Consider the following 22,485-nt stretch of genomic DNA (forward strand, 5'->3'; position numbering starts at 1 on the left):
CGTGGCGATCACCACCCGGCCGCCCACCCAACGGCCGCAGCCCGGTCCCGCCGCGCCCCAGCGGCGGGGCCGGCCCGCCCGGCACCGCGACGACGGCCGCGCCGGATACGTCTTCCTCACCCCCTGGCTGATCGGGTTCGCCGCGGTCACCGCGATCCCGATGCTGATGTCGCTGTACCTGAGCTTCACCGACTACGACATCCTCACCCCGTGGTCCGAGGTGAAGTGGATCGGCCTGGACAACTACCAGCGGATGTTCGGCGACGACCCGGCCTACTGGCACGCCGTCCGGGTCACCCTGATCTTCGCGTTCATCGCCACCCCGCTCAAGCTCGGTTCGGCGCTGGGCGTGGCGCTGCTGCTGAACCGCTCGTTCCGCGGCTCGGGCCTGTTCCGCGGGCTGTTCTACCTGCCGTCGCTGCTGGGCGGCAGCGTCGCCCTGGCGATGGTGTGGCACAGCATGTTCGACCGCAGCGGGTCCATCAACGCGATCCTGGGCTGGTTCGGCATCGAGGGCAAGGCCTGGGTCAACGACCCGGACACCGCCCTGGGCACGCTGATCCTGCTGGCCATCTGGCAGTTCGGCGCCCCGATGGTGATCTTCCTGGCCGGTCTCAAGCAGGTACCGAACGAGCTGTACGAAGCGGCCGAGGTGGACGGCGCGGGCGCCCTGCGCCAGTTCCTCAGCGTCACGCTGCCGATGCTCTCCCCGGTCATCTTCTTCAACCTGGTCCTCGAGACGATCCACGGCTTCCAGGGCTTCACCTCGGCGTTCGTGCTCTCCGGCGGCACCGGCGGTCCGGTCGACTCGACCCTGATGTACACGCTCTACCTCTACATCCGCGGTTTCGCGAACTACGAGATGGGCTACGCCTCGGCGATGGCCTGGGTCTTCCTGCTCACGATCGGGCTGGTCACGGTGGTGCTGTTCCGTACCGGCCGGTTCTGGGTCCACTACTCGGACGGAGACGACTGATGGTCACCGTGGTCGCCGGCCGCCGGCCGTTCACCCCGCGCTCGCTGATCCGCCCGGCGGTCCTGCTTCTGCTCACCGCACTGGTGCTGTACCCGCTGGTCTGGATGCTCGGCAGCTCGTTCAAGGCGCCCGAGGAGATCCTGAACAACGTGTCGGTGCTGCCGGAGAACTGGACGCCCGGCAACTACCCGGACGGGTGGACGCACTTCGACGTCGGCTTCGGCCGGTACTTCCTGAACAGTTTCATGGTGGCGGCGCTGACCGTGGTGGCCAACTGCGTGTCCTGCCTGCTCGCCGCGTACGCCTTCGCCCGCCTGCGGTTCCGGCTGCGCGGCTTCTGGTTCGCCATCATGATCGGCACGCTGCTGCTGCCCAGCCACGTGCTGATCGTGCCGCAGTTCGTGATGTTCCGGTCGTTCGGGTGGGTGGGCGGGCCGTGGCCGTACCTCCCGCTGATCGTGCCGCACATGCTGGCCACCGACGCGTTCTTCGTCTTCCTGATGGTCCAGTTCATGCGCGGCATCCCCCGCGAGCTCGACGACGCCGCGAAGATCGACGGCTGCACGGCGTACTCCGCCTTCCGCCACGTCATCCTCCCGCTGTCACGCCCGGCCCTGGTCTCCACCGCGATCTTCTCGTTCATCTGGACCTGGAACGACTTCTTCCGCCAGCTGGTGTACCTCTCCGACCTGGAGAAATACACCGCCCCGGTGGCGCTGACACTGTTCATCGACTCCACCGGCCAGTCGGCGGTGGGCCCGATGTTCGCCATGTCGGTGCTGTCGCTCGCCCCGGTCTTCCTGTTCTTCGTCGCCTTCCAGCGCCTGCTGGTCGAGGGCATCAACACGACAGGCCTGAAAGGATGACGCTCCCGCACCGCGAGCACCCGCTTCCCCGTACCCCGGCGGCGTCCCCGGCCCCTTCCACCGCCCGGGCCGCCGCCGGCCTCACCACCCCCGGCAGGCCGGAAGCCGCCCGCGCTTCCGGCCTGCCGGAGGCCATCCGGACTTCCCGCCCACCGGACCGCGCCGCTGTCCCGGGCCGGTCCAGGGCCGCTGCGGACCCGCCCCGGCCGGACGCCACCACCGGCCCGGCCGGCTCCGATCCCACCGGCTCCCACGCCGCCACCAGCCCGGCGGCCTCCGACACCACCGGCGGCCCCGGCGGCTCCCCCGTCACCGCCGGCCCGGCCGCCTCCGACGCCACCAGCCGTCCCACCGACTCCCACGCCACCACCAGCCCAGCCCGCTCCGACGCCACCAGACGCCCCACCGACTCCCACGCCGCCACCACCAGCCCAGCGCGCTCCGACACCACCAGACGCCCCACCGACTCCCACCCCACCACCAGCCCAGCCTTCTCCGACACCACCAGACGCCCCACCGACTCCCACCCCACCACCAGCCCGGCGGGCTCCGACACCACCGGCGGCCCGACCGGCCTCAGCGCCGCCGCCGGCATGCCGGAAGCGCCGACCGCTTACGGCGCGTCCGGCCTCCGGTCCGCCCTTTCCGGTACGCCGGCGGCCGGTCCCGTTCCCGGCGTCGCCTCTCCCGGAACGACCGACCGCCTGGACTGGCCGGCGGAGAAGGCGCCGCCGGCGCGGGCGGACTGGCGGGACCGGCTCACGCTCGCCACCGACCTCGCCCTGATCGGGATCGCGGTGACCGCCCTGGCGCTGCCGGTGGTCACCGCCCCGGCCGCCCTGGCCGCCGGCTCGGCCGCGGTCCACGACCGCTGCCGGGACGGCCGGCTGCCCGGCTGGCGCCCGGTGCTCCGCCAGTTCCGGCGCGGCATCCTCCCCGGCGTCCCCGCCCTGTCGGCCGCCGCCGCCCTGCTGATCGACCTGATCGCCGTCCGCGGTGGTGGGGTACCCGGCGGCCCGGTCCTGTTCGCGGTCACCGGCGTGGTCGCCGTCTGGCTCTCCGGAGTCGCCGCGCTGACCCTGGTCGCCCTGGGCCGCGCCCCGGACCGCACCTGGCGTGCCGCCGCCGCTTGGGCCTGGGACCGCCCGAAGTGCGCCACCGCCCTGGCGGTGACCGGCGTGATCGCCTTCTTCCTGGCCCTGGCCGTACCGGTCACCCTCCCCCTGGTGATCGGCTTCCACCTCTTCGCCATCCACATGATCAGCGACCGCCTCGCCCGCTGACCGCGGACGGGCCCGGAGGCCATCTCGTCGCACGACCACCCGGGAAGAGCCGGCCCGCACCCGGCCCACGCCGCACTCTCCGTCCAGAGGAAACCCTCTTCCCGCGAGCTCCGGGACGGACCGTCCCGGATCCGCCCACGGCACACCCCCGTCCAGACGACGCCTCCGGTTCCGCGAACACTCGGACGAGCCATCCCAAAGCCGTCCAGGACACACCTTTGTCCAGACGACGCCTCCGGTTCCGCCAACACCCGGACGAACCATCCCGCAGCCGCCCACAAAACACTCCCCGGCCAGACGACCCCGGGTCCGTGAGCATTGCGGCGAAGCAACCCCCTGTCGCCCGGAAGCGCATTCCGGCGCGGACGCATCCCGTGATGCCGGGCCGACCAGCCGGTTCGCATGCGGGCCGGGCCTCGCGGACGGAAGCGTCCCGAGGTCTTCCCCCCACCCTGCTGCGTGGACCCTCCGCCGAGCCCGGGACCGCGCACCACCGGTGGTCCACGTGACCCCGGTCACACTGGACAACCTTGCGGGGCATTTCGGCCACTCAGCGGGTGACCCCCCTCCCGCCGAGCAGCGACGAAGACCGGTGCGCATACCTTCAGCTCCCCGCCCGCAACGCCCCTACCCACCCCGCCCACCACAGAGGCCACCGTCGCCCCCGCGCGGCCCGGCCGGGACCCACGGGGGACGAAGAACGTGAGTCCGTTCACCAGCCATGGGGCGCCACGGAGGCGTGAATGAGCCCGGCCGGTTGCCCGGGCCCGCGCGCTCCGGTTCGCCACCCGGACTGGCGCACGATCAGGTTCGTCACTCGAGCTGGCGCACGATCAGTTTCGCCACCCGGACGGGCACACGACCAGGTTCGCCACCCGGACGGGCGCACGATCAGTTTCGCCACCCGGACGGGCACACGAGCAGGTTCGCCACCCGGGCCGGAAGCGGCGTCGAACCTGCGGAAGCCATGCACTGCCAACCTTCCGCCCAGGGCCGTGGCCGGCTCGCGCGGCTGACCCTCATCGATGCGGCTCCGGCTGCGTGAACCGCGGGAAGCGTCGCCTCACAGCACCTTGCCGCCACCGGTTCACCACGGTCGCCGGGTCGTCTCCGCCGCCTGCCCTGCGCCTGCACCCACATCCCGTCCCGGCATGGCTCAAGCGGCGGATCAGCGCTACTCATCACCGACTCCATCGACCGTCGGGTGGTCGTGGCCGCCTCGACCGGAACGGGAGGTGCGGACGCGCAAGCCACAACGCCGGATGCGCCCGTCGAGAGGACACTCCGCCGGATTTTCGCATGAGTCGCCCGCCTCGCACATGCGGTTTCGCTCCCGGCGGGTGACAGCGGCCGCCGCGGCCAAGACCGCTCGCACTGGCTGATCGGCGGGACCGCTAGGTCACGCCTGGTGACAACCCACAGGGAGTTTGGCCGCGCATTTTCTCGGCGCGACGGTGGACGGTTCCGTGGGTGCACGGTCGTACATCATCGGTTGGCATTTCGGCGCTATTCGGTTGCGCTGTTGCATGGGATCACCGGCGATACCGGGATTTCCGGTGCCGTCGGGAAATGGGATTGGCATGATCAAATACTGACATGGCGGGAGTGGGGTGCGGGAGAATCTTTGCATGGGGCAGTTGTCGCTGTTCGGCAGGGCTGAAATAGCTGCGATGCGCGATCGGGCAGCGTCGCGGAATTATTCGGCCGTTCGCGATGAATGGCGTCGTGAGCATGAGCGCCACCGCGCGTGGGGTTTGCGGCGCCGCCATGCCGAGAAGCTGCGCCATGCGCTTCGGGAGGGCTGCGCTTCGCGGGTGGCGCCCGCCACCACAGGTGGCCCTGTCCGGCCCGTGACGCGGGCTTCGCGGGCCGGGGACGCGGTTTCGCAAGGAAAGTCAGGCGCTGAGCAGGCGCGGACGGGGACTGCGCAGGCAGAGATCGAGGCTTCGCAGGCACGCGTCGCCGGTCCGCGGGTTCCAGTTGAAAGTTCGCAGGCAGAAGCCGAAGCGCAGCCGGCACGCGCCGCAACTCCGCAGGCCGAGATCGAAGCTCCACGGGCACCGCCCGGGATTCCACAGGCACCGCCCGGGATTCCACAGACAACGACCGGAACTCCGCAGACAGCGGCTGACGCTCAGCAGGCACGGACCGGCATCTGGCAGGCAGAGACCGGGACTCGGCGGACAGGAATCGACACCCCGCAGGTAAGGAGCAAAGCTCCGGAGGTGGCGGCGTTTGTTCCGCAGGCCGACGCGGCGGCCCCGCCGCAGGCGGTTACGACCGGAACGCTCACGGTGCCAGCCCGACAGGTGCAGGTGACGCAGCCGCCGGTCTCGGCTGCCCGGCTCGCGTCCCATGCGGAGCGGGCTGCATCCGGAGTCACCACCTTGGGAATGGGAAGCACCCGACCTCACCGCCCCGGAGCCGGGAGGCCCCGGCCTCAGCGCTCCGAAAGGGGAAAGACCCGGCCTCAGCGTTCGGAAATGGGAAAGACCCGGCCTCAGCGTTCGGAAATGGAAGAGACCCGGCCTCAGCGTTCGGAAATGGGAGGCACCCGGACCCACCACTCCGAAATGGGACGCGCATGGGCACCGCCGCGGGGCGGGGGTAGCCGAACCAGCGACCTACGACGGGAAAGTGCCCGAACCTGCGACCGTGAGGCGGCGAGCAGCCGAACCCCGCAACCTCGGACGGAAAGCACCCGGGCCTGCTGCCGCAAGACGGAGAGCACCCGATCTGACCGCCGCGAGACGGGAAGCATCCCACCCACCGCCGCGAGACGGAAAGCAGCCGAACACACCGGTTCGAGACGCCATCCCGGCTCACCGGCCGGGAATGGGCAGGACCAGGCCTCGCCGCCCCGCCGCGAACAGCTTTTGCTGGCTCTTCACAACGTGGCGTGTAGTCGGGGGCCGAGATACGCCGGGGCACCCGTCAGGGAATGGGGGCAGCTCGATGCTGGCGGCGGCGCGTGATGCCGGATGGGCCGCCGGCGATAATGTCGGCGTGGAGTATGTGTCCAGGGTGCCGGGTCCGCCGCTGGACGGGCTGATCGACGACCTCTACTACCTGGAGGGCGCCCCGCCGTACTCCCGGTTGATGCTGCCGGCGGCGCCCGCGCCATTGCTCATCGTCAACCTCGGGGCGCCGTTTCTCATCCGCGCAGGCACCGACGTAGACGCCGTGGAGTACGCCGACGGCTGCGCGGTTACCACGCCCACGCGTGCGTGGGAGTTCAGCTACCCAACGCCGACCCGGTCCGTGGGCGTCCACTTCAGGCCGTGGGGGCTCGCACCGTTCCTTCCGATGCCCGCGTTCGAGTTATGCGACCGACCTGCGACGGTGGGGCAGATCTGGGACCAGCCCTCTATCGCTGAGTTGCGACACCGACTGACCTTGGCGGACGCACCCCACGAGATGCTGATGTTGCTCGAGGAGGAACTGGTGCGACGGCTGCGGGTGATCGACGGTCTTGACCTGGTCCGCCAGATGAGCAGCGCCGTCGCGGCGACAGGCGGGACAGTGCCGATCAGCGACATCGGGGTGGCGGCCCGCGCCAGCAGCACGTATCTGGCGAAGCGGTTCAAGGCCGTAGTCGGTGTCACGCCGAAACGGCTGGCTCGCAGCTACCGCTTCACCTCCACCGTGTTGGCGATCGACGTCGCAGCACCGATCGACTGGGGAGACGTTGCCGCTGGCGCGGGCTACTTCGACCAGGCCCACTTCGTGCGCGAGTTCCGGGAGTTCACCGGGCTCACGCCGACCCGGTACGCCGCAGTCCGGCGGCGATTCCTGCGCGATCATCCCGACCACGTCCTGGACGGCTGGCCGCTGCCAGCCGATTGATTTCGTACAAGAGCGACAGTTCACGCCGCAGAAGACTTAGGACTCCGAACAGAGGAGGAGTCCGTGGGGAAAGTGGTCATGAACGCGTCGGTTTCGGTGGATGGTTTCATCGCGGCTGAGAACGACGATCCCGGTCCGATCTTCGAGTGGCTGGTCAGCGGTGAGGTGCCGTTGGACGACGGTGGCGTTCTGAAGGTGTCGCAGGCTTCGTTCGACTACGTCCGGCCGTACTGGGACGAGGTCGGGGTGACCATTGCCGGCCGTCACGCCTTCGACATCACCGACGGCTGGGATGGGACGCCTCCGAGTGGGATCGACCACGTGGTCGTGGTGAGTCACCGTGGTGCGCCCGAGGGCTGGGACCCCCAGGCGCCGTTCCACTTTGTCGACGGCATCGAGGCGGCCGTGGCCAAGGCGCGGGAGCTTGCGGGTGACCGCACTGTCGAGTTCGCTGCTGGCGACGTCGGCGGCCAGGCACTCGCCGCAGGTTGGGTCGACGAGGTGCGCATGGACGTCGCACCCGTGGTGCTCGGGTCCGGTAAGCGTTACTTCGGCTCCGTCGACGCGCAGCACCTGCTGGAAGGCCCGGACGTAGTTGTTCAGGGCAACCGGGTGCTTCACCTGCGCTATCGGGTGCGCCGTTGACTGATCTGAGTGGGTACGCGAAGAAGTCCGCTGCGACGGTGACACGAGATCGGGCGTCCGGCTGCGTTTGTGCATCGCTGCCCCGCCTGATTCGGGTGGCCCCCGGGATGTGGTGGTCGAGGTGACAACTCAGCGTTGTCGGGTACCACCGGGTTCACCGGGCTGCCGGTGCGGTGGTCAAGGGAACAAGAACGCCGACCATCGACAACCAGCACGCCTGCCGTCGGCAGCAGAGAGCCCGACCATCGACGACGTGCACGCCTACGACGTGCAGGCGGGGTCGCCGCGTTTCTCGGGCGGAGGCCGCGCACGGACGTGGCGCCGGAGGCTCGGAGGCCCGTGCCCGGGCCGCGCCCGCGGCCGGCGCGACCCGTCAGGGACCTCGGTGGCAACGACCGCCCGCGGGCCTCGGCAGCAACGACGACCCACCGGAACCCCCACGGCAACGACGACCCGCGCCACCGGCCCGCGGCAGCCCGCCCGGTCCCGTCGGGCGGCCCGCGCCGGCTCGGACGTCTGGTGATGTGGGGCCGGGATCAGCTGCCCCGGCGGTGCTCGAAGATCAGGTATGTCTCGGTGCCCGCGACCAGCCGTGTCCCGCTGAGCCGTTCGGTGATCACCGAGCGCAGGTCGTCGACGTCGGCGGCCGCGACATGCAGGAGGAAGTCGTAGTCGCCGGAGATGAAATACACGTCGCGCACCGCTGGGATGCCGGCCAGGGATTCGGCGAACTTGCCGATCGCGTCGCGCGCGTCGGAACGGATCCGGACCGCGATCATCGCCTGGATGGGGCGGCCCATCCAGGCCGGGTCGACGTCGGCGTGGAAGCCGCGGATCGCGCCGATCTCGCGCAGCCGGCGGATCCGGGTGAGGCACGTGGACGGGGCGATGCCGACCCGCTCGGCGAGCGCGTTGTTCGGCAGGCGGCCGTCGGCGCGCAGCAGGCTCAGCAGTTCGAGATCGATGTGATCGAGACCTCGAACATCCTTCGGCAAGTCGCTCATCACACGCCGCTGCTTCGAACGATGTGCGGGCCCCATGTTACGAACAGAATCTTCTTCGCCCGACTTGCCGGTTCACTGCACATCGTTTCACTCTAACCGCATCCGCGTCATCCGAGGCGCCGGGCGAAAGGAACATCCCCATGCACATCGGCGTGCCGAAAGAGGTCAAGAACCACGAGTACCGGGTGGCGATCACGCCCGCGGGCGTGGTGGAGGCCAGGCGCCACGGGCACGAGGTGATCGTGCAGGCCGGCGCCGGGGCGGGCTCGGCGATCACCGATGAGGACTACCTGGCGGCCGGCGCCCGGATCCTGCCGGACGCCGACTCGGTCTGGGACGCGGCGGACATGATCCTCAAGGTCAAGGAGCCGATCGCCGAGGAGTACCACCGGCTGCGCGCCGGCCAGATCCTCTTCACCTACCTGCACCTGGCCGCCGACCGGGCGGGCACCGAGGCTCTGCTGAACAGCGGGACCACCGCCATCGCGTACGAGACGGTCCAGCTGCCGGACGGCTCCCTGCCGCTGCTGGCACCGATGTCCGAGGTGGCCGGACGGCTCGCCCCGCAGGTCGGCGCGTTCAGCCTGATGCGCAACAGCGGCGGGCGCGGTGTCCTGCCGGGCGGGGTGCCCGGGGTGGCGCCCGCGAAGATCACCGTGATCGGCGGCGGTGTCTCCGGCGCGAACGCCGCGACCATCGCGCTGGGCCTGGGCGCCGACGTGACCGTGCTCGACCTGAGCATCCCGCGGCTGCGGCAGCTCGACGCCCAGTTCGGCGGCCGGGTCCGGACGCTGGTCTCCAGCCAGTACGCCATCGAGCAGTCGGTGATCGAGGCGGACATGGTGATCGGCGCGGTGCTGGTGCCCGGCGCGAAGGCGCCCACCCTGGTCGGCAACGACCTGGTGAAGCGGATGAAGCCGGGATCGGTGCTGGTGGACATCGCGATCGACCAGGGCGGCTGCTTCGAGGACTCGCGCCCGACCACCCACGAGGACCCGGTCTACCGGGTGCACGAGTCGGTCTTCTACTGCGTGGCGAACATGCCCGGGGCGGTGCCGAACACCTCGACGTACGCCCTGACCAACGCCACCCTGCCGTACGTCCTGCGGCTGGCCGACTCGGGCTGGAAGGAGGCGCTGCGGGCCGACCGGGCGCTGGCCCTGGGCCTCAACACGCACGCCGGTCTCCTCACCAACGACCTCGTCGGCTCCGCGCTCGGCCTCCCCACCGAGAGCGTCGACTCGGTCCTCGCGGCCTGAGCCGGCCCCCCGCGCGCCCTCCGTCGCCGCACCCGCGGCGGAGGGCGCGCCCCTTCTCGCCGGATGTGAAGCCCGGCAGGCGCGACCCCACGCGACGGAGAACGAAGCAGAGCCCGGCAAACGCGACCCCACCCGACACAGACCGAAGCACAGCCCGACAGGCGCGACCCCACCCGACACAGACCGAAGCAGAGCCCGGCAAACGCGAAGCCCGGGAAACCCGGCCCCACGCGCAGCGGGCGCCTTCCCGGGTCAGACCGGCCGGCGCGAATGTCACATCGATGCCATGCGGCCGCGCCGGTCATCGTGACCGGCGCGGCCGCGGCGCGTATCAGAAGGCCGGCAGGACCGAGCCCTGGTACTTGTCGGTGATGAACTTCTTGACCTCGGCGGAGTGCAGCAGCTTCTCCAGCTTGACGACCCGCGGGTCGTTCTCGTCACCGGTGCGGACGACGACCAGGTTCGCGTACGGGTTGTCGTCCGCGGTCTCCAGCGCCAGCGCGTCGGTGGCCGGCTTCAGGCCGGTCTCGATCGCGTAGTTGCCGTTGATCACCGAGAGCGCGGTGTCCTCGAGGCTGCGCGGCAGCTGGGCCGCCTCCAGCGACTTGAACTCCAGGTTCTTCGGGTTGCTGGCGATGTCCTTCTGGGTCGCCTTGACGCCGACGCCCTCCTTGAGGGTGATCAGGCCGTTCTTGGCGAGCAGGTTGAGCGCCCGGCCCGAGTTGGACGGGTCGTTCGGGATGGCCACGACGCCGCCGGACGGCACCTCGGCCAGGCTCTTGACCTTCTTGGAGTACACGCCGAGCGGCTCGATGTGCACCGGCTTGAGCGCGGTGAACTTGTAGCCCTTCGACGCGACCTCCTCCTCCAGGTACGGAATGTGCTGGAAGTAGTTGGCGTCGAGCTGCTTCTCCTTGAGGGCGACGTTCGGCTGGACGTAGTCGTTGAAGCTGACGATGTCCAGCTTCAGGCCCTCCTTGGCGGCCAGGTTGTCCTTCACGTACTGAAGGATCTCGGCGTGCGGGACCGGGCTGACGCCCACCTTGAGGGTGTCCGACTTCGCGTCACCGGAGTCGTCGGAGGAGCCGCACGCGGCCAGCCCCAGTACGAGGGAGGCGGCGGCCAGGGCGGCGGCGAGGGAACGGCGGCGCATGATCGAAAGGAGCCTTTCTGGTTTATCGGTGGGAGAGCCGGCGGGCGAGGAGATCGCCCACCATCTGGATGAGCTGGACGAAGACCACCAGTACCACGACCGTCGCGATCATGACCTTGCCCTCGAACCGGTTGTAGCCGTAGTCGATCGCGAGGGCGCCGAGGCCGCCGCCGCCGACCGAGCCGGCCATCGCGGAGTACCCGGTGATGGCGATGATCGTGATGGTGAAGCCGGAGATCAGGCCGGGCAGGCCCTCGCGGAGCAGCACCTTGCCGACGATGGTGCCGCGGCCGGCGCCCATCGCGGTGGCCGCGGCGACCACGTCCGCGGGCACCTCGTGCAGCGCGGTCTCCACGATCCGGGCGAAGAACGGGATGGCGCCGACGATCAGCGGAACGATCGCCGCGTCCGTGCCGATGCTGGTGCCGACCACCAGCCGGGTGAACGGGGTGATCGACACCATCAGGATCAGGAACGGGATCGAGCGGCCGAGGTTGACGATCATCCCGAGCAGCGCGTTCAGCGGCGGCGCCGGCAGCAGGCCGCCGCGCTCGGTCAGCACGAACAGCACGCCGATCAGCAGGCCGCCGATCGCGGTGAACAGCGAGGCGACGCCGACCATCCAGGCGGTCTCCTCCGACGCCGGGCCGAGCAGCTCGAACACTTCGGACCAGGTCACGACGCCACCCCCACACCCGCGCCGCGGCTGCGCAGGAACTCCAGGGCCGCGCTGTTCTCGTCCGGCCCGCCGGGCAGCGCGAGCCGCCAGCGTCCGGCCCGGGTGGCGGCCAGCGTCTCCACCGCGCCGCCGAGGATGCGCACGTCGGTGTCGAAGCGGCGGGCCAGTTCGGCGATGAGCGGGGCGTCCGCGTCGGCGCCGCTGACCGTGACGTCGACGACCGTCGCGCCGGGCAGCTCGGTCGGGCCCTCCAGCGGGAACAGGTCGCGGGCCAGCTCCGACCCGGGCCGCTGGAGCAGGTCGCCGACCGCGCCGGACTCGACGAACCGGCCGTCGCGCATGATCGCGGCGGACGTGCAGATCCGCTTCACCACGGCCATCTCGTGGGTGATCAGCAGGATGGTCAGGCCGAGACGCCGGTTGAGGTCGAGCAGCAGGCGCAGGATCGAGTCGGTGGTCTCCGGGTCGAGCGCCGAGGTGGCCTCGTCGGAGAGCAGCACCTGGGGGCGGGCGGCGAGCGCCCGGGCGATGCCGACCCGCTGCTTCTGGCCGCCGGAGAGCTGCGCCGGGTACGCGTCCGCCCGGTCGGCGAGCCCGACGAGTTCGAGCAGCTCGGCGACCCGGGCCCGGCGCTCGGCGCGCGGCACCCCGGTCACCTCCAGGGCGAACGCCACGTTCCCGGCCACGGTGCGCGAGGACAGCAGCGCGAAGTGCTGATGGATCATCCCGATCCGGTGCCGGGCCAGGCGCAGCTCGCGGCGACGCAGCCGGGTCAGCTCGACCCCGCCCACGGTGACCGTGCCGGCGTCGGGTCGTTCCAGCATGTTGACGCAGCGCAGCAGCGTGCTCTTGCCCGCGCCGCTGCGCCCGAGGACGCCGTAGACCTCGCCCTCGCCGACGCTCAGGTCGACTCCGTCGACCGCGGCCACGGACCGTTGTCGGGAGCGGTACGTCTTACGAAGACCGCTAATCTCAATCACGTAAACACCCTGGTCAGCCTGTGTGATCCGGATCGCAAAACCTACTCAGCTGATGGGTTTTGCCGCGTGGCCTACGCTAGCCTCCACACTGCCGCGAAGCCACTCGATGTAACGTCCCTCACTTGGTACGTCACTTTCCGGTAACACCGGGGCTGCCGAGCACCCCACCCGGCCCGCCCGGGCCGGGTGGGGTGCCGCCGGCTCAGCCGGCGGAGTTGCGCAGGGCGCGCTCGGTCTCGTTCGGCGCCGAGTCGGGGATCTCCGGCGTACGCCGGGTCTCGGCGAGCTCGACCATGTCGTCCGGGTGGATGCGGGGCGGCAACACGCCGAACCGCTCGCTCCGGTCCCGCCGGGCGTCGGCGTCGGCCGGTCGCGGGTCGTCAGTCATGCGCCGATCGTCTCACCGGCGCGCCTCGTGCACCAGGATGGCGACCTGCACCCGGTTGGCGCAGTCCAGTTTCTCCAGCAGCCGCGACACGTACGCCTTCACGGTCGGCACGCTGATGTGCAGCCCGGCGGAGATCTCGGCGTTCGAGCTGCCGGTGGCCACCGCCTCGGCGACCTCGCGTTCCCGCTCGCTGAGCCGCCGCAGCCGGGCGCGCGCCCGCTCGGCCCGCTCGTCCGCGGCGGCCGGCGCCCGGTCCCGGCCGACCGCGTGGCCGATCAGCCGGGGCAGCACCGACGGCGCCAGGATCGACTCACCGGCCGCCGCCCGGCGCACCGCGTCCAGAATCGCCTCCGGCGCGATGTCCTTGAGCAGGAAGCCGTTCGCGCCCAGCCGCAGGGCCCCGAGCAGGTGCTCGTCGGTGTCGAAAGTGGTCAGCACGATCACCGCCGGGTCCGGTCCGGCCCGCCGGATCTCGCCGGTCGCGGCGAGCCCGTCCATCCGCGGCATCCGGATGTCCATCAGCACCACGTCCGGGCGCAGCCGGCGGACCAGCTCGACGGCTTCCGCGCCGTCCCCCGCCTCGCCGACCAGCCGCAGGTCCGCTCCCGCGCCCAGCACCAGCGACAGGCCCACCCGGACCAGTGGGTCGTCGTCAACGATCAGTACCCGGATCACACCGGCCACGGTAGCCACGCCTCCAGCCGGAAGGTGAGGGCGCCGTCCGGGGCACGGTGCACGCCGTGCCGTAAGCGGCCGCCGAGCAGGTCGACCCGCTCGGTGAGACCGAGGAGGCCGGCGCCGGCGCCCGGTGGGGCCGGGGCCGGACGGGCCGGGACCGGATTGGCGATCAGCACGTGCAGCTCGCCGTCCCCGGCGCGGGACAGCTCGACGCGCACGGTCGTACCCGGAGCGTGTTTGCCCGCGTTGGTCAAGCCCTCCTGGACCAGGCGGTAGACGGTGCGGCCGAGGGCGGCGCCGGGCGGGGCCCCGGCCAGCCGGTTGTCGAAGTCCACCGGCACACCGGCCGCCCGCGCGTCGGTGACCAGGTCGTCCAGCTGCTCCGGACCGGGCTGCGGGCGCAGCCCGTCGCCCGGCTCGCGCGGCCCGGCACGCAGCACGCCGAGAATCTCCCGCAGGTCCTCCAGGGCCTGGTGCGCGCTGTCGCGGATGGTCGTCGCCGCCTCGGCCACCTCCTGCGGGGTCAGGTCGGGCCGAATCTGCAGCGCGCCGGCGTGCAGGCTGACCATGGAGATCCGGTGCGCGAGCGCGTCGTGCATCTCCCGGGCGATCCGCTCGCGTTCCAGCGCGCGCAGCCGCTCGGCGCGGACCCGGGCCTCCTCCTCGGCTCGCGTGGCCCGTTCCCGCAGGACCTCGATCAGGTCCCGGCGGGCGCGCATGGCGACCGCGACGGCCACGGTCGCGGTGAGGAACGCGAGGGTGAACACGAACTCGGCGGCCGGCGGCAGCTGCGGATCCGGGCGCAGCAGGCTGTAGGCCACCCCGGCCAGCAGATTCAGCGCGAGCAGCACCCCGATCACCGGGCCGCGCCGCCGGGTGATCACCGTGTAGAGGGCGATCAGCGCGGCCACGCCGGCGAAGTCGGTCACCGCGGTGATGGGCGCGAGCACGGCGGCCACGGCGACCGGATGCCGGCGCCGCCACCACAGCATGGTCGAGGCCGCGAAGGCGAGCAGCAGGCTGAAGAACGTCGCGTCTCCGGCGATCCGGCCGCCCGCCTCGGCGTCCGCCGCGATGACCAGCGCGCAGAATGCCGCCGCCAGGATCGCGACCACGTCGAAGACCCGCGCGGCGGCCCGCTCGGTCCGGATCACTGCTGCACCAGCCGGCGCCAGTGTTGCCTGTCGCCCTCGTCGCGGACCGAGTAACCCAGCTTCTCCAGGGTGGCGCGCAGCTCGCCGGCCTCCTCGGTGGCTCTCTTGCGCAGCGCGACGGCGCGGGCGGCGAACACCGCGGCGATCTCGGGCGGCAGCTCGTCGACGCCGGTCCACGGGCGGTAGAGGTCCGCGTACGGGTCGGTGTCGCTCCACGGATACCCGAACTCGCGGAAGGTCCGGGCCAGCACGCCCCACCGGGCCCGCGGCACGCACCGGGCCGCCTGGCGCGACTGCCGGTCGAGTACGACAAGGCTCTCGCCGTCGGGGTGCACGGCCGCGATATCGGCCCGCGGCAGCACCCGCCCGCCGAGGCGCACCTGCTCGCGGGTGACCGTGATGTGCGCCAGGTGCTCGTGCAGCGCCGCGGCCGCGAACATCCCGGCCGCGACCAGGAGCGCCCCGAGCACGGCGAGCTCCCCCCACGCGTCGACCCGGCCGAGCGCCACGAGGACCGGCCGGAACGGCAGCGGGGCGGGCAGCCGCAGCACCCACCGGGCGGCCACCGGCACACTCACGGTCAGCAGCAGGCCCAGCGCCGCCGGGCCGAAGGTGATCAGTATGCGGTCCGGCGGCGAGAACCCGAGTTCGGCGGTGTCCCTGGTCATGCCCCGACGCTAAGGCGCGCGGCGATCCGCGAACCAGTCGGCGAAAGTCGGTCGGGACTAACTTTGGTCTCACGCGGCGGCGCCCGCCCGACTGGGCCACCGCGACGGCCGACCACCAGAGCCTGCTCAGTCCCCGGTGACCGGGACGGCGAGCGCGATGGTCAGGGCGAGCACCCAGCCCGGGTCCTTGAGCTTCTCGCCGTACAGCTCGCGCAGCCGGGCCATCCGGTAGCGGACCGTCTGCGGGTGCACGAACAGCTCCGCCGCCACGTCCTCGCGCCGCCCCTGGTGCACCAGCCAGCTGCGCAGCGTCTCGACCAGCTTGGCCGCCGCCGTCCCGCGCTCGCCGGCCAGCGGGGCGAGCGCCCGCTCGCGCAGGTCGGCCAGCGCCTCCGGATCGGCCGAGACGACCAGCTCGGTCAGGTGGTCCTCGGTGTCCACGACCGCGCCGCCGGCCGGGGTGTGCAGCCGGTGCACCCGGATCGCCCGATCCACCGAGCCCTGCGCCAGCAGCCACGGCCGGGCCGGGCCGATCACCGCGTTGTGCCCGGTCAGCAGCCGGGTCAGGTGCGCCCGGGAGGCGCCCTGCGGGTCCGGCACCAGCAGCACCGCCATGCCCGGCAGGTCGGGCAGCGCCCCGGCGAGCGGCAGCGTACGCGGGTCGAGCAGATCGATCAGCCCGCGCGCCGCCCGCTCCGGGAGCAGGACCGCGGTGAGCGTCTGCGGCGGGGTCCAGTCGGCGCGCTCGGCGGCCGCCTGCAGCACGTGCGCCGGCTCCCCGGCGACCAGGGCCTGGGCGAGCTGCTGCAGGTGGCGCAGCCGGATGCGCCCGGAGGTGGCCAGCTCGTCGGCGTGCCCGGCGACGCTCGCCGCGGACAGCTCGTCGATGTAGGCGAACACCAGCTCGGCGAAGTCCGCGATGGTCCCGGCCGGCTGCCCGGTGCCCACGCTGATCGCGGCCAGCTCCCGCCAGGCCACCCGGGCGCCCACCCGGTACGCCGCGAGCAGCGCGTCCAGGCTGCGGCCGGAGCGTGCCTCACCGCGCCCCAGCGCGTACGCCGCCTCCAGCGCGGCCGCCAGCGGAGTGCCCGGGTCGGTGCCGGGCCGGGACACCAGATTGAGGAACGTCCCGAGCGCCGCCTGCACCGCCCGCTCGATCTTGTGCCCGAGCTCCCCGGCGAACGGCTCCGCGTACGCCGGCACCTCCATCGTGATCGCGGCGATGGTCTGCACGGCGACCTCGGGCAGCCCCCGGCGCAGCGGATCGACGACCTCGGCGGGTAAACGGTAGGACCGTACGTCACGCAGCGGTTCGAGCACACTTACCCCTCTTCTCGGACTGGTTATCACTCCCGTCGAACAATTATGGCCCTTCCGATTCACTTCTCCCGGTCATGCTTTCGCCCGTCCGGCACGCCAGGCTTGGTCAGGTGGCTGTTACACGGACATTGCGCAACGGCGCGTGGCGGATCGTCGAGTTGATCACTACTCCGGTGGTGCCGACCGACTACCTCGACGTGATCGCCCCGCTGCGCAACCCCGACGTCCTGCGCGCCCGGATCGAGGCGGTCCGGCCGGAGACCGCGAACGCGGTCACCCTGCGCCTGCGGCCCGGCCGGGGCTGGCAACCGCACCAGCCCGGCCAGTACGTCCGGCTCGGTGTGGACGTCGACGGCATCCGGTTGTGGCGCGCGTACTCGATCAGCAGCGCCGCCGGGCATCCGTCCGGGCACATCAGCGTGACCGTCAACGCCGTGCCCGGCGGGGTGGTCAGCTCGTACCTGATGAAACACGCCCGCCGCGGCATGATCGTGAACCTCGACCTGCCCGCCGGCGATTTCGTCCTGCCGCGTGAGCGGCCGGCGAAGAGCCTGTTCGTCACCGCGGGCAGCGGCATCACCCCGGTGATGGGCATCCTGCGCAGCAGCGTGCACGAGCTGTCCGACGTGGTCGTCGTGCACTCCGCCCGCACCAGCGAGGACGTGGTCTTCGGCGCCGACCTGCGGGCGCTGGCCGCGCAGGGCCGCATCCGGCTGATCGAGCGGCACACCCGCGCCGACGGCCGGCTCAAACCGGCCGACCTGGACGAGCTGGTCCCCGACCTGTTCGAGCGGGAGACCTGGGCCTGCGGGCCCGGCGACCTGCTGGACGGGCTGGCCGACCACTGGGCCGAGGCGGACGCCGGGGAACGCCTGCACGTCGAACGGTTCCGGCCCACCGTGCTGATCGCCGGCGACGGCGGCACGGTGACCTTCGAGCGATCCGGCGCCACCGTCGAGGCGCCCGGCGGCGTCTCCATCCTGGACGCCGGGGAGGCGGCCGGGCAGCTCATGCCGTCCGGTTGCCGGATGGGCATCTGCTTCAAGTGCGTGCTGCCGATGCGCGAGGGCATCGTCCGGGACATGCGCGACGGCCAGCTCACCACCGCCGTGGAAGGCGACAACGTTCTTGTCCAGACGTGCGTCTCGGCCGCCGCCGGGCCGTGCCGCCTGGACGCCTGACCCGCCCCCTTTGGAAGAACAGAGGAACTCGTGACGACGCTGCAACGCCAGGAAGTCAACCCGATCGGCCACCTGACCGCCGAGGACATCGAGGCGATCGGCCGTGAGCTGGACGCGATCCGGGACGAGGTGATCGCCGCTCGGGGGGAGCGCGACGCCGCCTACATCCGCCGGGTCATCAAGGTCCAGCGCAGCCTGGAGATGGGCAGCCGGGCCGTGCTGCTGTTCTCGCTGTTCCCGCCGGCCTGGCTGATCGGCACCGCCGGTCTGTCGGTGGCGAAGATCCTGGAGAACATGGAGATCGGCCACAACATCCTGCATGGCCAGTACGACTTCATGCGCGACCCGAAGATCCACTCCACGACCTGGGAATGGGACCACGTCACCCCGGCCAACCAGTGGAAGCACTCGCACAACGAGCTGCACCACAAGTACACCAACGTGGTCGGCAAGGACAACGACCTGGGCTACGGCATCATGCGGGTCGACGAGAACCAGCGGTGGCACCCGTTCTACCTGGCCCAGCCACTGTGGAACTTCATCAACGCGCTGTTCTTCGAGTACGGCATCGCCGCCTACGACCTGGAGCTCGGCCGCAACCTCAAGACCAAGAAGCGCCGCAACAACCCGGAGTTCCGGGCGAACGTGCGCGCCGTCGGCCGCAAGATCCGTCGCCAGGTGCTGAAGGACTACATCATCCACCCGGCGCTGTCCGGCCCGTCGTTCCTGCACACCATCGCGGCGAACTTCACCGCCAACATCGTGCGCAACCTGTGGAGCCACTCGGTCATCATGTGCGGGCACTTCCCGAAGGGCGTGTCCACCTTCGAGCGCACCTCGATCAAGGGCGAGACCCGCGGCGAGTGGTACCTGCGCCAGATGCTCGGCTCGGCCAACATCTCCGGCAGCCGGCTGATGCACATCATGACCGGCAACCTGTCCCACCAGATCGAGCACCACCTCTTCCCCGACCTGCCGAGCAGCCGTTACGCCGAGGTCGCGGTCAAGGTGCGGGCGCTGTTCGAGAAGTACGACCTGCCGTACGTCACCGGCCCGCTGCCGATGCAGGTCGCCTCGGCCTGGGCCAAGGTGATCCGGCTGTCGCTGCCGAACCGTAAGGCGACCCCGGAGCCGGACCACTCCCGGCCGCCGCGGCACCCGGCCGCCGAGCCGATCCCGGCCTGACGCGCGTCCCGCAGGCGCGGCCCACGGGACGCGCCTGCGGGCCAGGGCCGCCGGCCCGCCCACCGACATCCGAGACGGTGTTCAACTGGTGGACACACCGGCGACATCACCGACCGTCAGGATCACCGGGATGGTCTCCGATGTCGCCGCCACGCCGGTCGCGGTCTCCGGCCGGGTCTCGCTGCGCCGGGCCGCCACCGGCGCCGGACTGGCCCTGGCCGCCTGCTCGGCGATCCATCTGCTCGGACACCCGGTCGGCGCCTTCGCCCAGGCCACCGCCGTGCTCTGGGCGGTCGTCGCGCTGTACGACGCCGCCGACCGCCGGTGCCGGATCGCGGCCGCGGGCGCGGTCGTCACCGTCGCCGCGGGCTGGCTCGCCGCCGCCCCGCTCGCGCACGCGGGTCTGCCCGGCGGCATCGCCCGCGCGGCGCTCAGCGTCCTGGCCGCCAGCCAGGTGTACGCCGTCGTCACCCGCCTCGGTCAGACCAGGTAGGACAGCTCGGGCAGCTGCGCGCGGTAGGCGTCGACCAGCCGCTCCGCCACCGCCCGGTCGGCGACCAGCGGGTGGGTGGCCATCGCCCGGACCGCGGCGTCCCGCGAGCCGGTGGTGGCGGCTTCCAGGACCAGCCGGTCGGTGGCCTTCACCGCCCGGACCAGCTCGACGGCGTGCCCGGGCATCGGCGCGACCGGCAGCGGGACCGCGCCCCGGGCGTCGACCCGGCACGGCACCTCGACCACCGCGTCGTCGTCCAGGACGTCCAGGGTGCCGCGGTTGCGCACGTCGAGGATCAGGGTGGCCGGCTCGTCCCGGGCCAGGGCGCGCATCACGGCCAGGGCGACCCCTTCGTACCCGGCCGGGCGGCTCTCGTCGTGCTCGCGCTCGCCGGCGCCGGTGAGCTCGCGGTTCTCGGCCATGTAGGTCGCCTCCCGCTCCCGCCACGCGTCCAGCCACGCCTGCAGGGGGTCGCGGGTGGCGATCTCGTGATAGCCGCGTTCCTGCTGCGCCCGCAGGAACGCGCCGCGGGTCTGCGCGGCGCCGCGGACCGCCTCCAGGGTGCCGGCCGGGTCGTAGTAGTAGTGCAGGTACTCGTTCGGGATCGCCCCGAGCTCGCGGAGGTTGCCGAACAGGCGCCCCTCCTCGATGGTCCTCAGCCGCTGGTCGTCGGCGAGCAGCCCGGGCAGCAGGTCCCGGCCACCGGCGTGCACGCCGTAGAGCCAGCCGAGGTGGTTGAGACCGGCGTAGTCGACCCGCGCGTCCTCCGGTCGCACGCCGAGCACCCGCAGCACCCGGTCCACCATGCCGGTCGGCGAGTCGCAGATGCCGATCACCCGGTCCCCGAGGGTCCGGGACATCGCCTCGGTGACCAGCCCGGCCGGGTTGGTGAAATTGATCAGCCAGGCCTCCGGCGCCAGGCGGGCGGTCCGCTCGGCGATGCGCATCGCTTCCGGTACGGACCGCAGCCCGTACGCGATCCCGCCCGCCCCGACCGTCTCCTGCCCGAGCACGCCCGCGGCCAGGGCGACGTGCTCGTCGACCACCCGGCCGCGCAGCCCACCCACCCGGATCGCGGAGAACACGAACGTCGCGCCGGTCAGCGCCTCGTCCAGGTCGGTGGTGGTGACCACGGCCGGCGCGGCCGGCGCGTCCCGGGCCAGCGCGGCCAGCACCCGCCCGATCCCGTCCAGGCGTGCGCGGTCCACGTCCTGCAGGACGACCTCGGTGATCCCGGTGTGCCGGTGGTCGGCGAGCAGCGCCCGGTACACCAGCGGCACCCGGAAGCCGCCCCCACCCAGAATCGTCAGCCGCACCGCAACCCCTCTCCACCGGCGCCGTCCCGACGCCGGGTCAGCCTCGCCCGCTTTCCGCCGGCCGCGCCACCCTTTCCGCGCCCCGGGTCAGCCTGTCCCCTGTCCGTTCCCGTCGTCCGCCCGGGGTTCAGCCCTTCATCGCCGCGTTCCCCGCGTCCTGCGCCTGGCGCAGCCCCGGCGCGACGCCGAGCCGGCCGAGGAACACCTGCTGCAGGATCGGCGTGTACGCCGTGCCGCCCGCGCCGACGCGTGGCCCGACCGGCGCCGGGAAGGTCGTGCCGGTCGACGAGTCCAGGAACGGCTGCAGGTCCACGCCCCGCTTGCGCCAGTACTCGACGAACGCCGGCTGCGCCGCGGTCACCCCGGGGAACGCGTACCCGCCCTCGGCGATCGGCCGGATGCCGTCGGCCGAGCCGATCCAGTCGAGCACCGCCACGGTGGCGTCCCGGTGCGGGGTCTTCGCCGAGGCGACCGCGGCCACCCCGTGCACCACGCCGACCCGCCCGGCCGGGCCCCTGAGCATCGGCGCCAGCCCCCACCGGAAGCCGGCGCCCTCCTGCACGCTCTTGAGGTGGTACGGCCCGGACTGGAACAGCGCCAGCTTGCCCTGGGTGAACAGTTGCAGCGCCTTGTCGCCGTTGGTGTTGGTGTCCGCGGCGGACGGCGCGACGTGATCGGAGTTGATCAGATCGACGAGGTACTGCACGGCCTGGACGGTCTTCGGCTGGTCGGCGAAGTCGAAGGTGTCCCCGTTCTGCCACGTGCCGCCGTTCGACCCGACGAAGTCCCACAGGATCGCCTGCTGGTCGAAGGCGGCGTTGAAGCCGTACGTCCGGATCTTGTCGGGGTCGAAGCCGGCCTCGCCGGCGTGCCGGCCCGCGCTGTCCACGGTGAGCCGGCGGGCCGCCGCGCGGAACGTGTCGTTCCTGCCGGTGGGATCCCAGGTCAGCGTCGCCGGATCGACACCGGCCGCGCTGACGAGGTCGTTGTTGTAGTAGAGAGCGATCGAGTCCCAGAGCTGCGGCACCCCCCACAGCTTCCCGTGGCGGGTGTAGAGCTGGACCACCGACGGCGTCCAGCCCGGGTCCGGCTCGACCGGCAGCAGCTGGCCGTTGTCGGCGTAGAGGCCGAAGTTCGAGGTGTTGGTCCAGTAGATGTCGGCGGCCGTGCCGGCGGCGATGTCGGCCGGCAGCTTGGTCCAGTAGTCGGCCCACGGCACCAGCTGAACGGCCACCCGGATGTCCGGGTGCGCCTTCTCGAACGCGGCGAACGACTGCTCGTACGCCTTGGCCACCTGCTCGTCCCAGAGCCGGAAGGTGACCGTGGTCCTCCCGTCGGCCTCGTCGCCGCCGGCGACCGAGCAGCCGGCCAGCAGAGCCGTCACGAGCAGCAGGGCGAGTCGTCGCATGTG

At 71.8% G+C, this 22,485-nt stretch carries 20 protein-coding genes; 9 read left to right on the plus strand and 11 right to left on the minus strand.

Annotated features, from left to right (window positions below; all coding sequences use genetic code 11):
* Window position 1: 1 nt before the first annotated feature.
* From ACTEI_RS22260 to ACTEI_RS22280, 5 genes are all read left to right on the plus strand, one after another.
* Complete coding sequence (locus ACTEI_RS22260) at window positions 2-976, plus strand: carbohydrate ABC transporter permease (RefSeq protein WP_122982333.1); 975 nt, start codon at window positions 2-4, stop codon at window positions 974-976.
* A complete protein-coding gene (locus ACTEI_RS22265; protein ID WP_122979419.1) occupies window positions 976-1,842 on the plus strand; it encodes a carbohydrate ABC transporter permease in 867 nt (288 codons plus the stop codon). The genes ACTEI_RS22260 and ACTEI_RS22265 overlap by 1 nt, the downstream gene beginning before the upstream one ends.
* Entirely contained in the window at window positions 1,839-3,125 is a 1,287-nt protein-coding gene (locus tag ACTEI_RS38535; RefSeq protein ID WP_239082465.1) for a hypothetical protein, read from the plus strand. Before ACTEI_RS22265 ends, ACTEI_RS38535 begins: the two co-directional genes overlap by 4 nt.
* Before the next feature lie 3,006 nt (window positions 3,126-6,131).
* Window positions 6,132-6,971, plus strand: a complete 840-nt coding sequence (locus tag ACTEI_RS22275) for a helix-turn-helix domain-containing protein (RefSeq protein WP_239082466.1) — start codon at window positions 6,132-6,134, stop codon at window positions 6,969-6,971.
* Window positions 6,972-7,034: 63 nt separating this feature from the next.
* Window positions 7,035-7,616, plus strand: coding sequence for a dihydrofolate reductase family protein (locus ACTEI_RS22280; RefSeq protein WP_122979421.1), 582 nt, complete (start codon window positions 7,035-7,037; stop codon window positions 7,614-7,616).
* A gap of 536 nt (window positions 7,617-8,152) precedes the next feature.
* Here ACTEI_RS22280 and ACTEI_RS22285 read toward each other — a convergent pair.
* Window positions 8,153-8,620 (minus strand): Lrp/AsnC family transcriptional regulator, encoded by a 468-nt coding sequence (locus ACTEI_RS22285; RefSeq protein ID WP_122979422.1) that lies wholly within the window; start codon window positions 8,618-8,620, stop codon window positions 8,153-8,155.
* A 140-nt stretch (window positions 8,621-8,760) separates the two neighbouring features.
* Here ACTEI_RS22285 and ald point away from each other — a divergent pair, with 140 nt between their 5' ends.
* Window positions 8,761-9,879, plus strand: coding sequence for an alanine dehydrogenase (gene ald, locus ACTEI_RS22290; protein ID WP_122979423.1), 1,119 nt, complete (start codon window positions 8,761-8,763; stop codon window positions 9,877-9,879).
* Window positions 9,880-10,210: 331 nt separating this feature from the next.
* Here ald and ACTEI_RS22295 read toward each other — a convergent pair whose 3' ends face one another.
* The 8 genes from ACTEI_RS22295 to ACTEI_RS22330 form a co-directional block, all read right to left on the minus strand.
* Complete coding sequence (locus tag ACTEI_RS22295; protein WP_122979424.1) at window positions 10,211-11,032, minus strand: MetQ/NlpA family ABC transporter substrate-binding protein; 822 nt, start codon at window positions 11,030-11,032, stop codon at window positions 10,211-10,213.
* A 22-nt stretch (window positions 11,033-11,054) separates the two neighbouring features.
* Window positions 11,055-11,711 (minus strand): methionine ABC transporter permease, encoded by a 657-nt coding sequence (locus ACTEI_RS22300; RefSeq protein ID WP_122979425.1) that lies wholly within the window; start codon window positions 11,709-11,711, stop codon window positions 11,055-11,057.
* A complete protein-coding gene (locus tag ACTEI_RS22305; RefSeq protein WP_122979426.1) occupies window positions 11,708-12,691 on the minus strand; it encodes a methionine ABC transporter ATP-binding protein in 984 nt (327 codons plus the stop codon). The genes ACTEI_RS22300 and ACTEI_RS22305 overlap by 4 nt, the downstream gene beginning before the upstream one ends.
* A gap of 202 nt (window positions 12,692-12,893) precedes the next feature.
* Window positions 12,894-13,079, minus strand: coding sequence for a hypothetical protein (locus tag ACTEI_RS22310; RefSeq protein WP_122979427.1), 186 nt, complete (start codon window positions 13,077-13,079; stop codon window positions 12,894-12,896).
* Window positions 13,080-13,091: 12 nt separating this feature from the next.
* Complete coding sequence (locus ACTEI_RS22315; RefSeq protein WP_122979428.1) at window positions 13,092-13,763, minus strand: response regulator transcription factor; 672 nt, start codon at window positions 13,761-13,763, stop codon at window positions 13,092-13,094.
* Window positions 13,751-14,911 carry a sensor histidine kinase gene (locus ACTEI_RS22320; protein WP_122979429.1) on the minus strand — a complete coding sequence of 387 codons (1,161 nt, stop codon included), beginning with the start codon at window positions 14,909-14,911 and terminating at the stop codon, window positions 13,751-13,753. The genes ACTEI_RS22315 and ACTEI_RS22320 overlap by 13 nt, the downstream gene beginning before the upstream one ends.
* Window positions 14,908-15,579, minus strand: a complete 672-nt coding sequence (locus ACTEI_RS22325; protein WP_122979430.1) for a YqeB family protein — start codon at window positions 15,577-15,579, stop codon at window positions 14,908-14,910. The genes ACTEI_RS22320 and ACTEI_RS22325 overlap by 4 nt, the downstream gene beginning before the upstream one ends.
* Window positions 15,580-15,705: 126 nt before the next feature.
* Window positions 15,706-16,899: a PucR-like N-terminal domain-containing protein gene (locus ACTEI_RS22330; protein ID WP_122979431.1), complete on the minus strand. Its 1,194-nt coding sequence runs from the start codon at window positions 16,897-16,899 to the stop codon at window positions 15,706-15,708.
* A gap of 74 nt (window positions 16,900-16,973) precedes the next feature.
* Between ACTEI_RS22330 and ACTEI_RS22335 the strand changes: the two genes are divergently transcribed.
* From ACTEI_RS22335 to ACTEI_RS22345, 3 genes are all read left to right on the plus strand, one after another.
* Entirely contained in the window at window positions 16,974-18,080 is a 1,107-nt protein-coding gene (locus tag ACTEI_RS22335; RefSeq protein ID WP_122979432.1) for a ferredoxin reductase, read from the plus strand.
* A gap of 30 nt (window positions 18,081-18,110) precedes the next feature.
* Window positions 18,111-19,265, plus strand: a complete 1,155-nt coding sequence (locus ACTEI_RS22340; protein WP_122979433.1) for a fatty acid desaturase family protein — start codon at window positions 18,111-18,113, stop codon at window positions 19,263-19,265.
* Between the two features lie 130 nt (window positions 19,266-19,395).
* The gene (locus tag ACTEI_RS22345; protein ID WP_122979434.1) at window positions 19,396-19,758 is read left to right on the plus strand and encodes a hypothetical protein; all 363 of its coding nucleotides are present in this window, start codon (window positions 19,396-19,398) and stop codon (window positions 19,756-19,758) included.
* Here the strand turns inward: ACTEI_RS22345 and ACTEI_RS22350 are convergent.
* Window positions 19,746-21,074, minus strand: coding sequence for a family 4 glycosyl hydrolase (locus tag ACTEI_RS22350; protein ID WP_122979435.1), 1,329 nt, complete (start codon window positions 21,072-21,074; stop codon window positions 19,746-19,748). The two genes, ACTEI_RS22345 and ACTEI_RS22350, sit on opposite strands and share 13 nt — an antisense overlap.
* A 127-nt stretch (window positions 21,075-21,201) precedes the next feature.
* On the minus strand, window positions 21,202-22,482 hold the full coding sequence (locus tag ACTEI_RS22355) for an ABC transporter substrate-binding protein (RefSeq protein WP_122979436.1): 1,281 nt from the start codon (window positions 22,480-22,482) through the stop codon (window positions 21,202-21,204).
* Window positions 22,483-22,485 lie beyond the last annotated feature (3 nt).

It is taken from the genome of Actinoplanes teichomyceticus ATCC 31121, assembly GCF_003711105.1.
In the GTDB taxonomy this organism is placed as follows: Bacteria; Actinomycetota; Actinomycetes; order Mycobacteriales; family Micromonosporaceae; genus Actinoplanes; species Actinoplanes teichomyceticus.

Coding starts and splice junctions, on each gene's coding strand:
- ACTEI_RS22355 (WP_122979436.1), bottom strand. CDS start 22,482: ATGCGACGACTCGCCCTGCTGCTCGTGACGGCTCTGCTGGCCGGCTGC.
- ACTEI_RS22310 (WP_122979427.1), bottom strand. CDS start 13,079: ATGACTGACGACCCGCGACCGGCCGACGCCGACGCCCGGCGGGACCGG.
- ACTEI_RS22325 (WP_122979430.1), bottom strand. CDS start 15,579: ATGACCAGGGACACCGCCGAACTCGGGTTCTCGCCGCCGGACCGCATA.
- ACTEI_RS22285 (WP_122979422.1), bottom strand. CDS start 8,620: ATGAGCGACTTGCCGAAGGATGTTCGAGGTCTCGATCACATCGATCTC.
- ACTEI_RS22335 (WP_122979432.1), top strand. CDS start 16,974: ATGCTTTCGCCCGTCCGGCACGCCAGGCTTGGTCAGGTGGCTGTTACA.
- ACTEI_RS38535 (WP_239082465.1), top strand. CDS start 1,839: ATGACGCTCCCGCACCGCGAGCACCCGCTTCCCCGTACCCCGGCGGCG.
- ACTEI_RS22345 (WP_122979434.1), top strand. CDS start 19,396: ATGGTCTCCGATGTCGCCGCCACGCCGGTCGCGGTCTCCGGCCGGGTC.
- ACTEI_RS22295 (WP_122979424.1), bottom strand. CDS start 11,032: ATGCGCCGCCGTTCCCTCGCCGCCGCCCTGGCCGCCGCCTCCCTCGTA.
- ald (WP_122979423.1), top strand. CDS start 8,761: ATGCACATCGGCGTGCCGAAAGAGGTCAAGAACCACGAGTACCGGGTG.
- ACTEI_RS22265 (WP_122979419.1), top strand. CDS start 976: ATGGTCACCGTGGTCGCCGGCCGCCGGCCGTTCACCCCGCGCTCGCTG.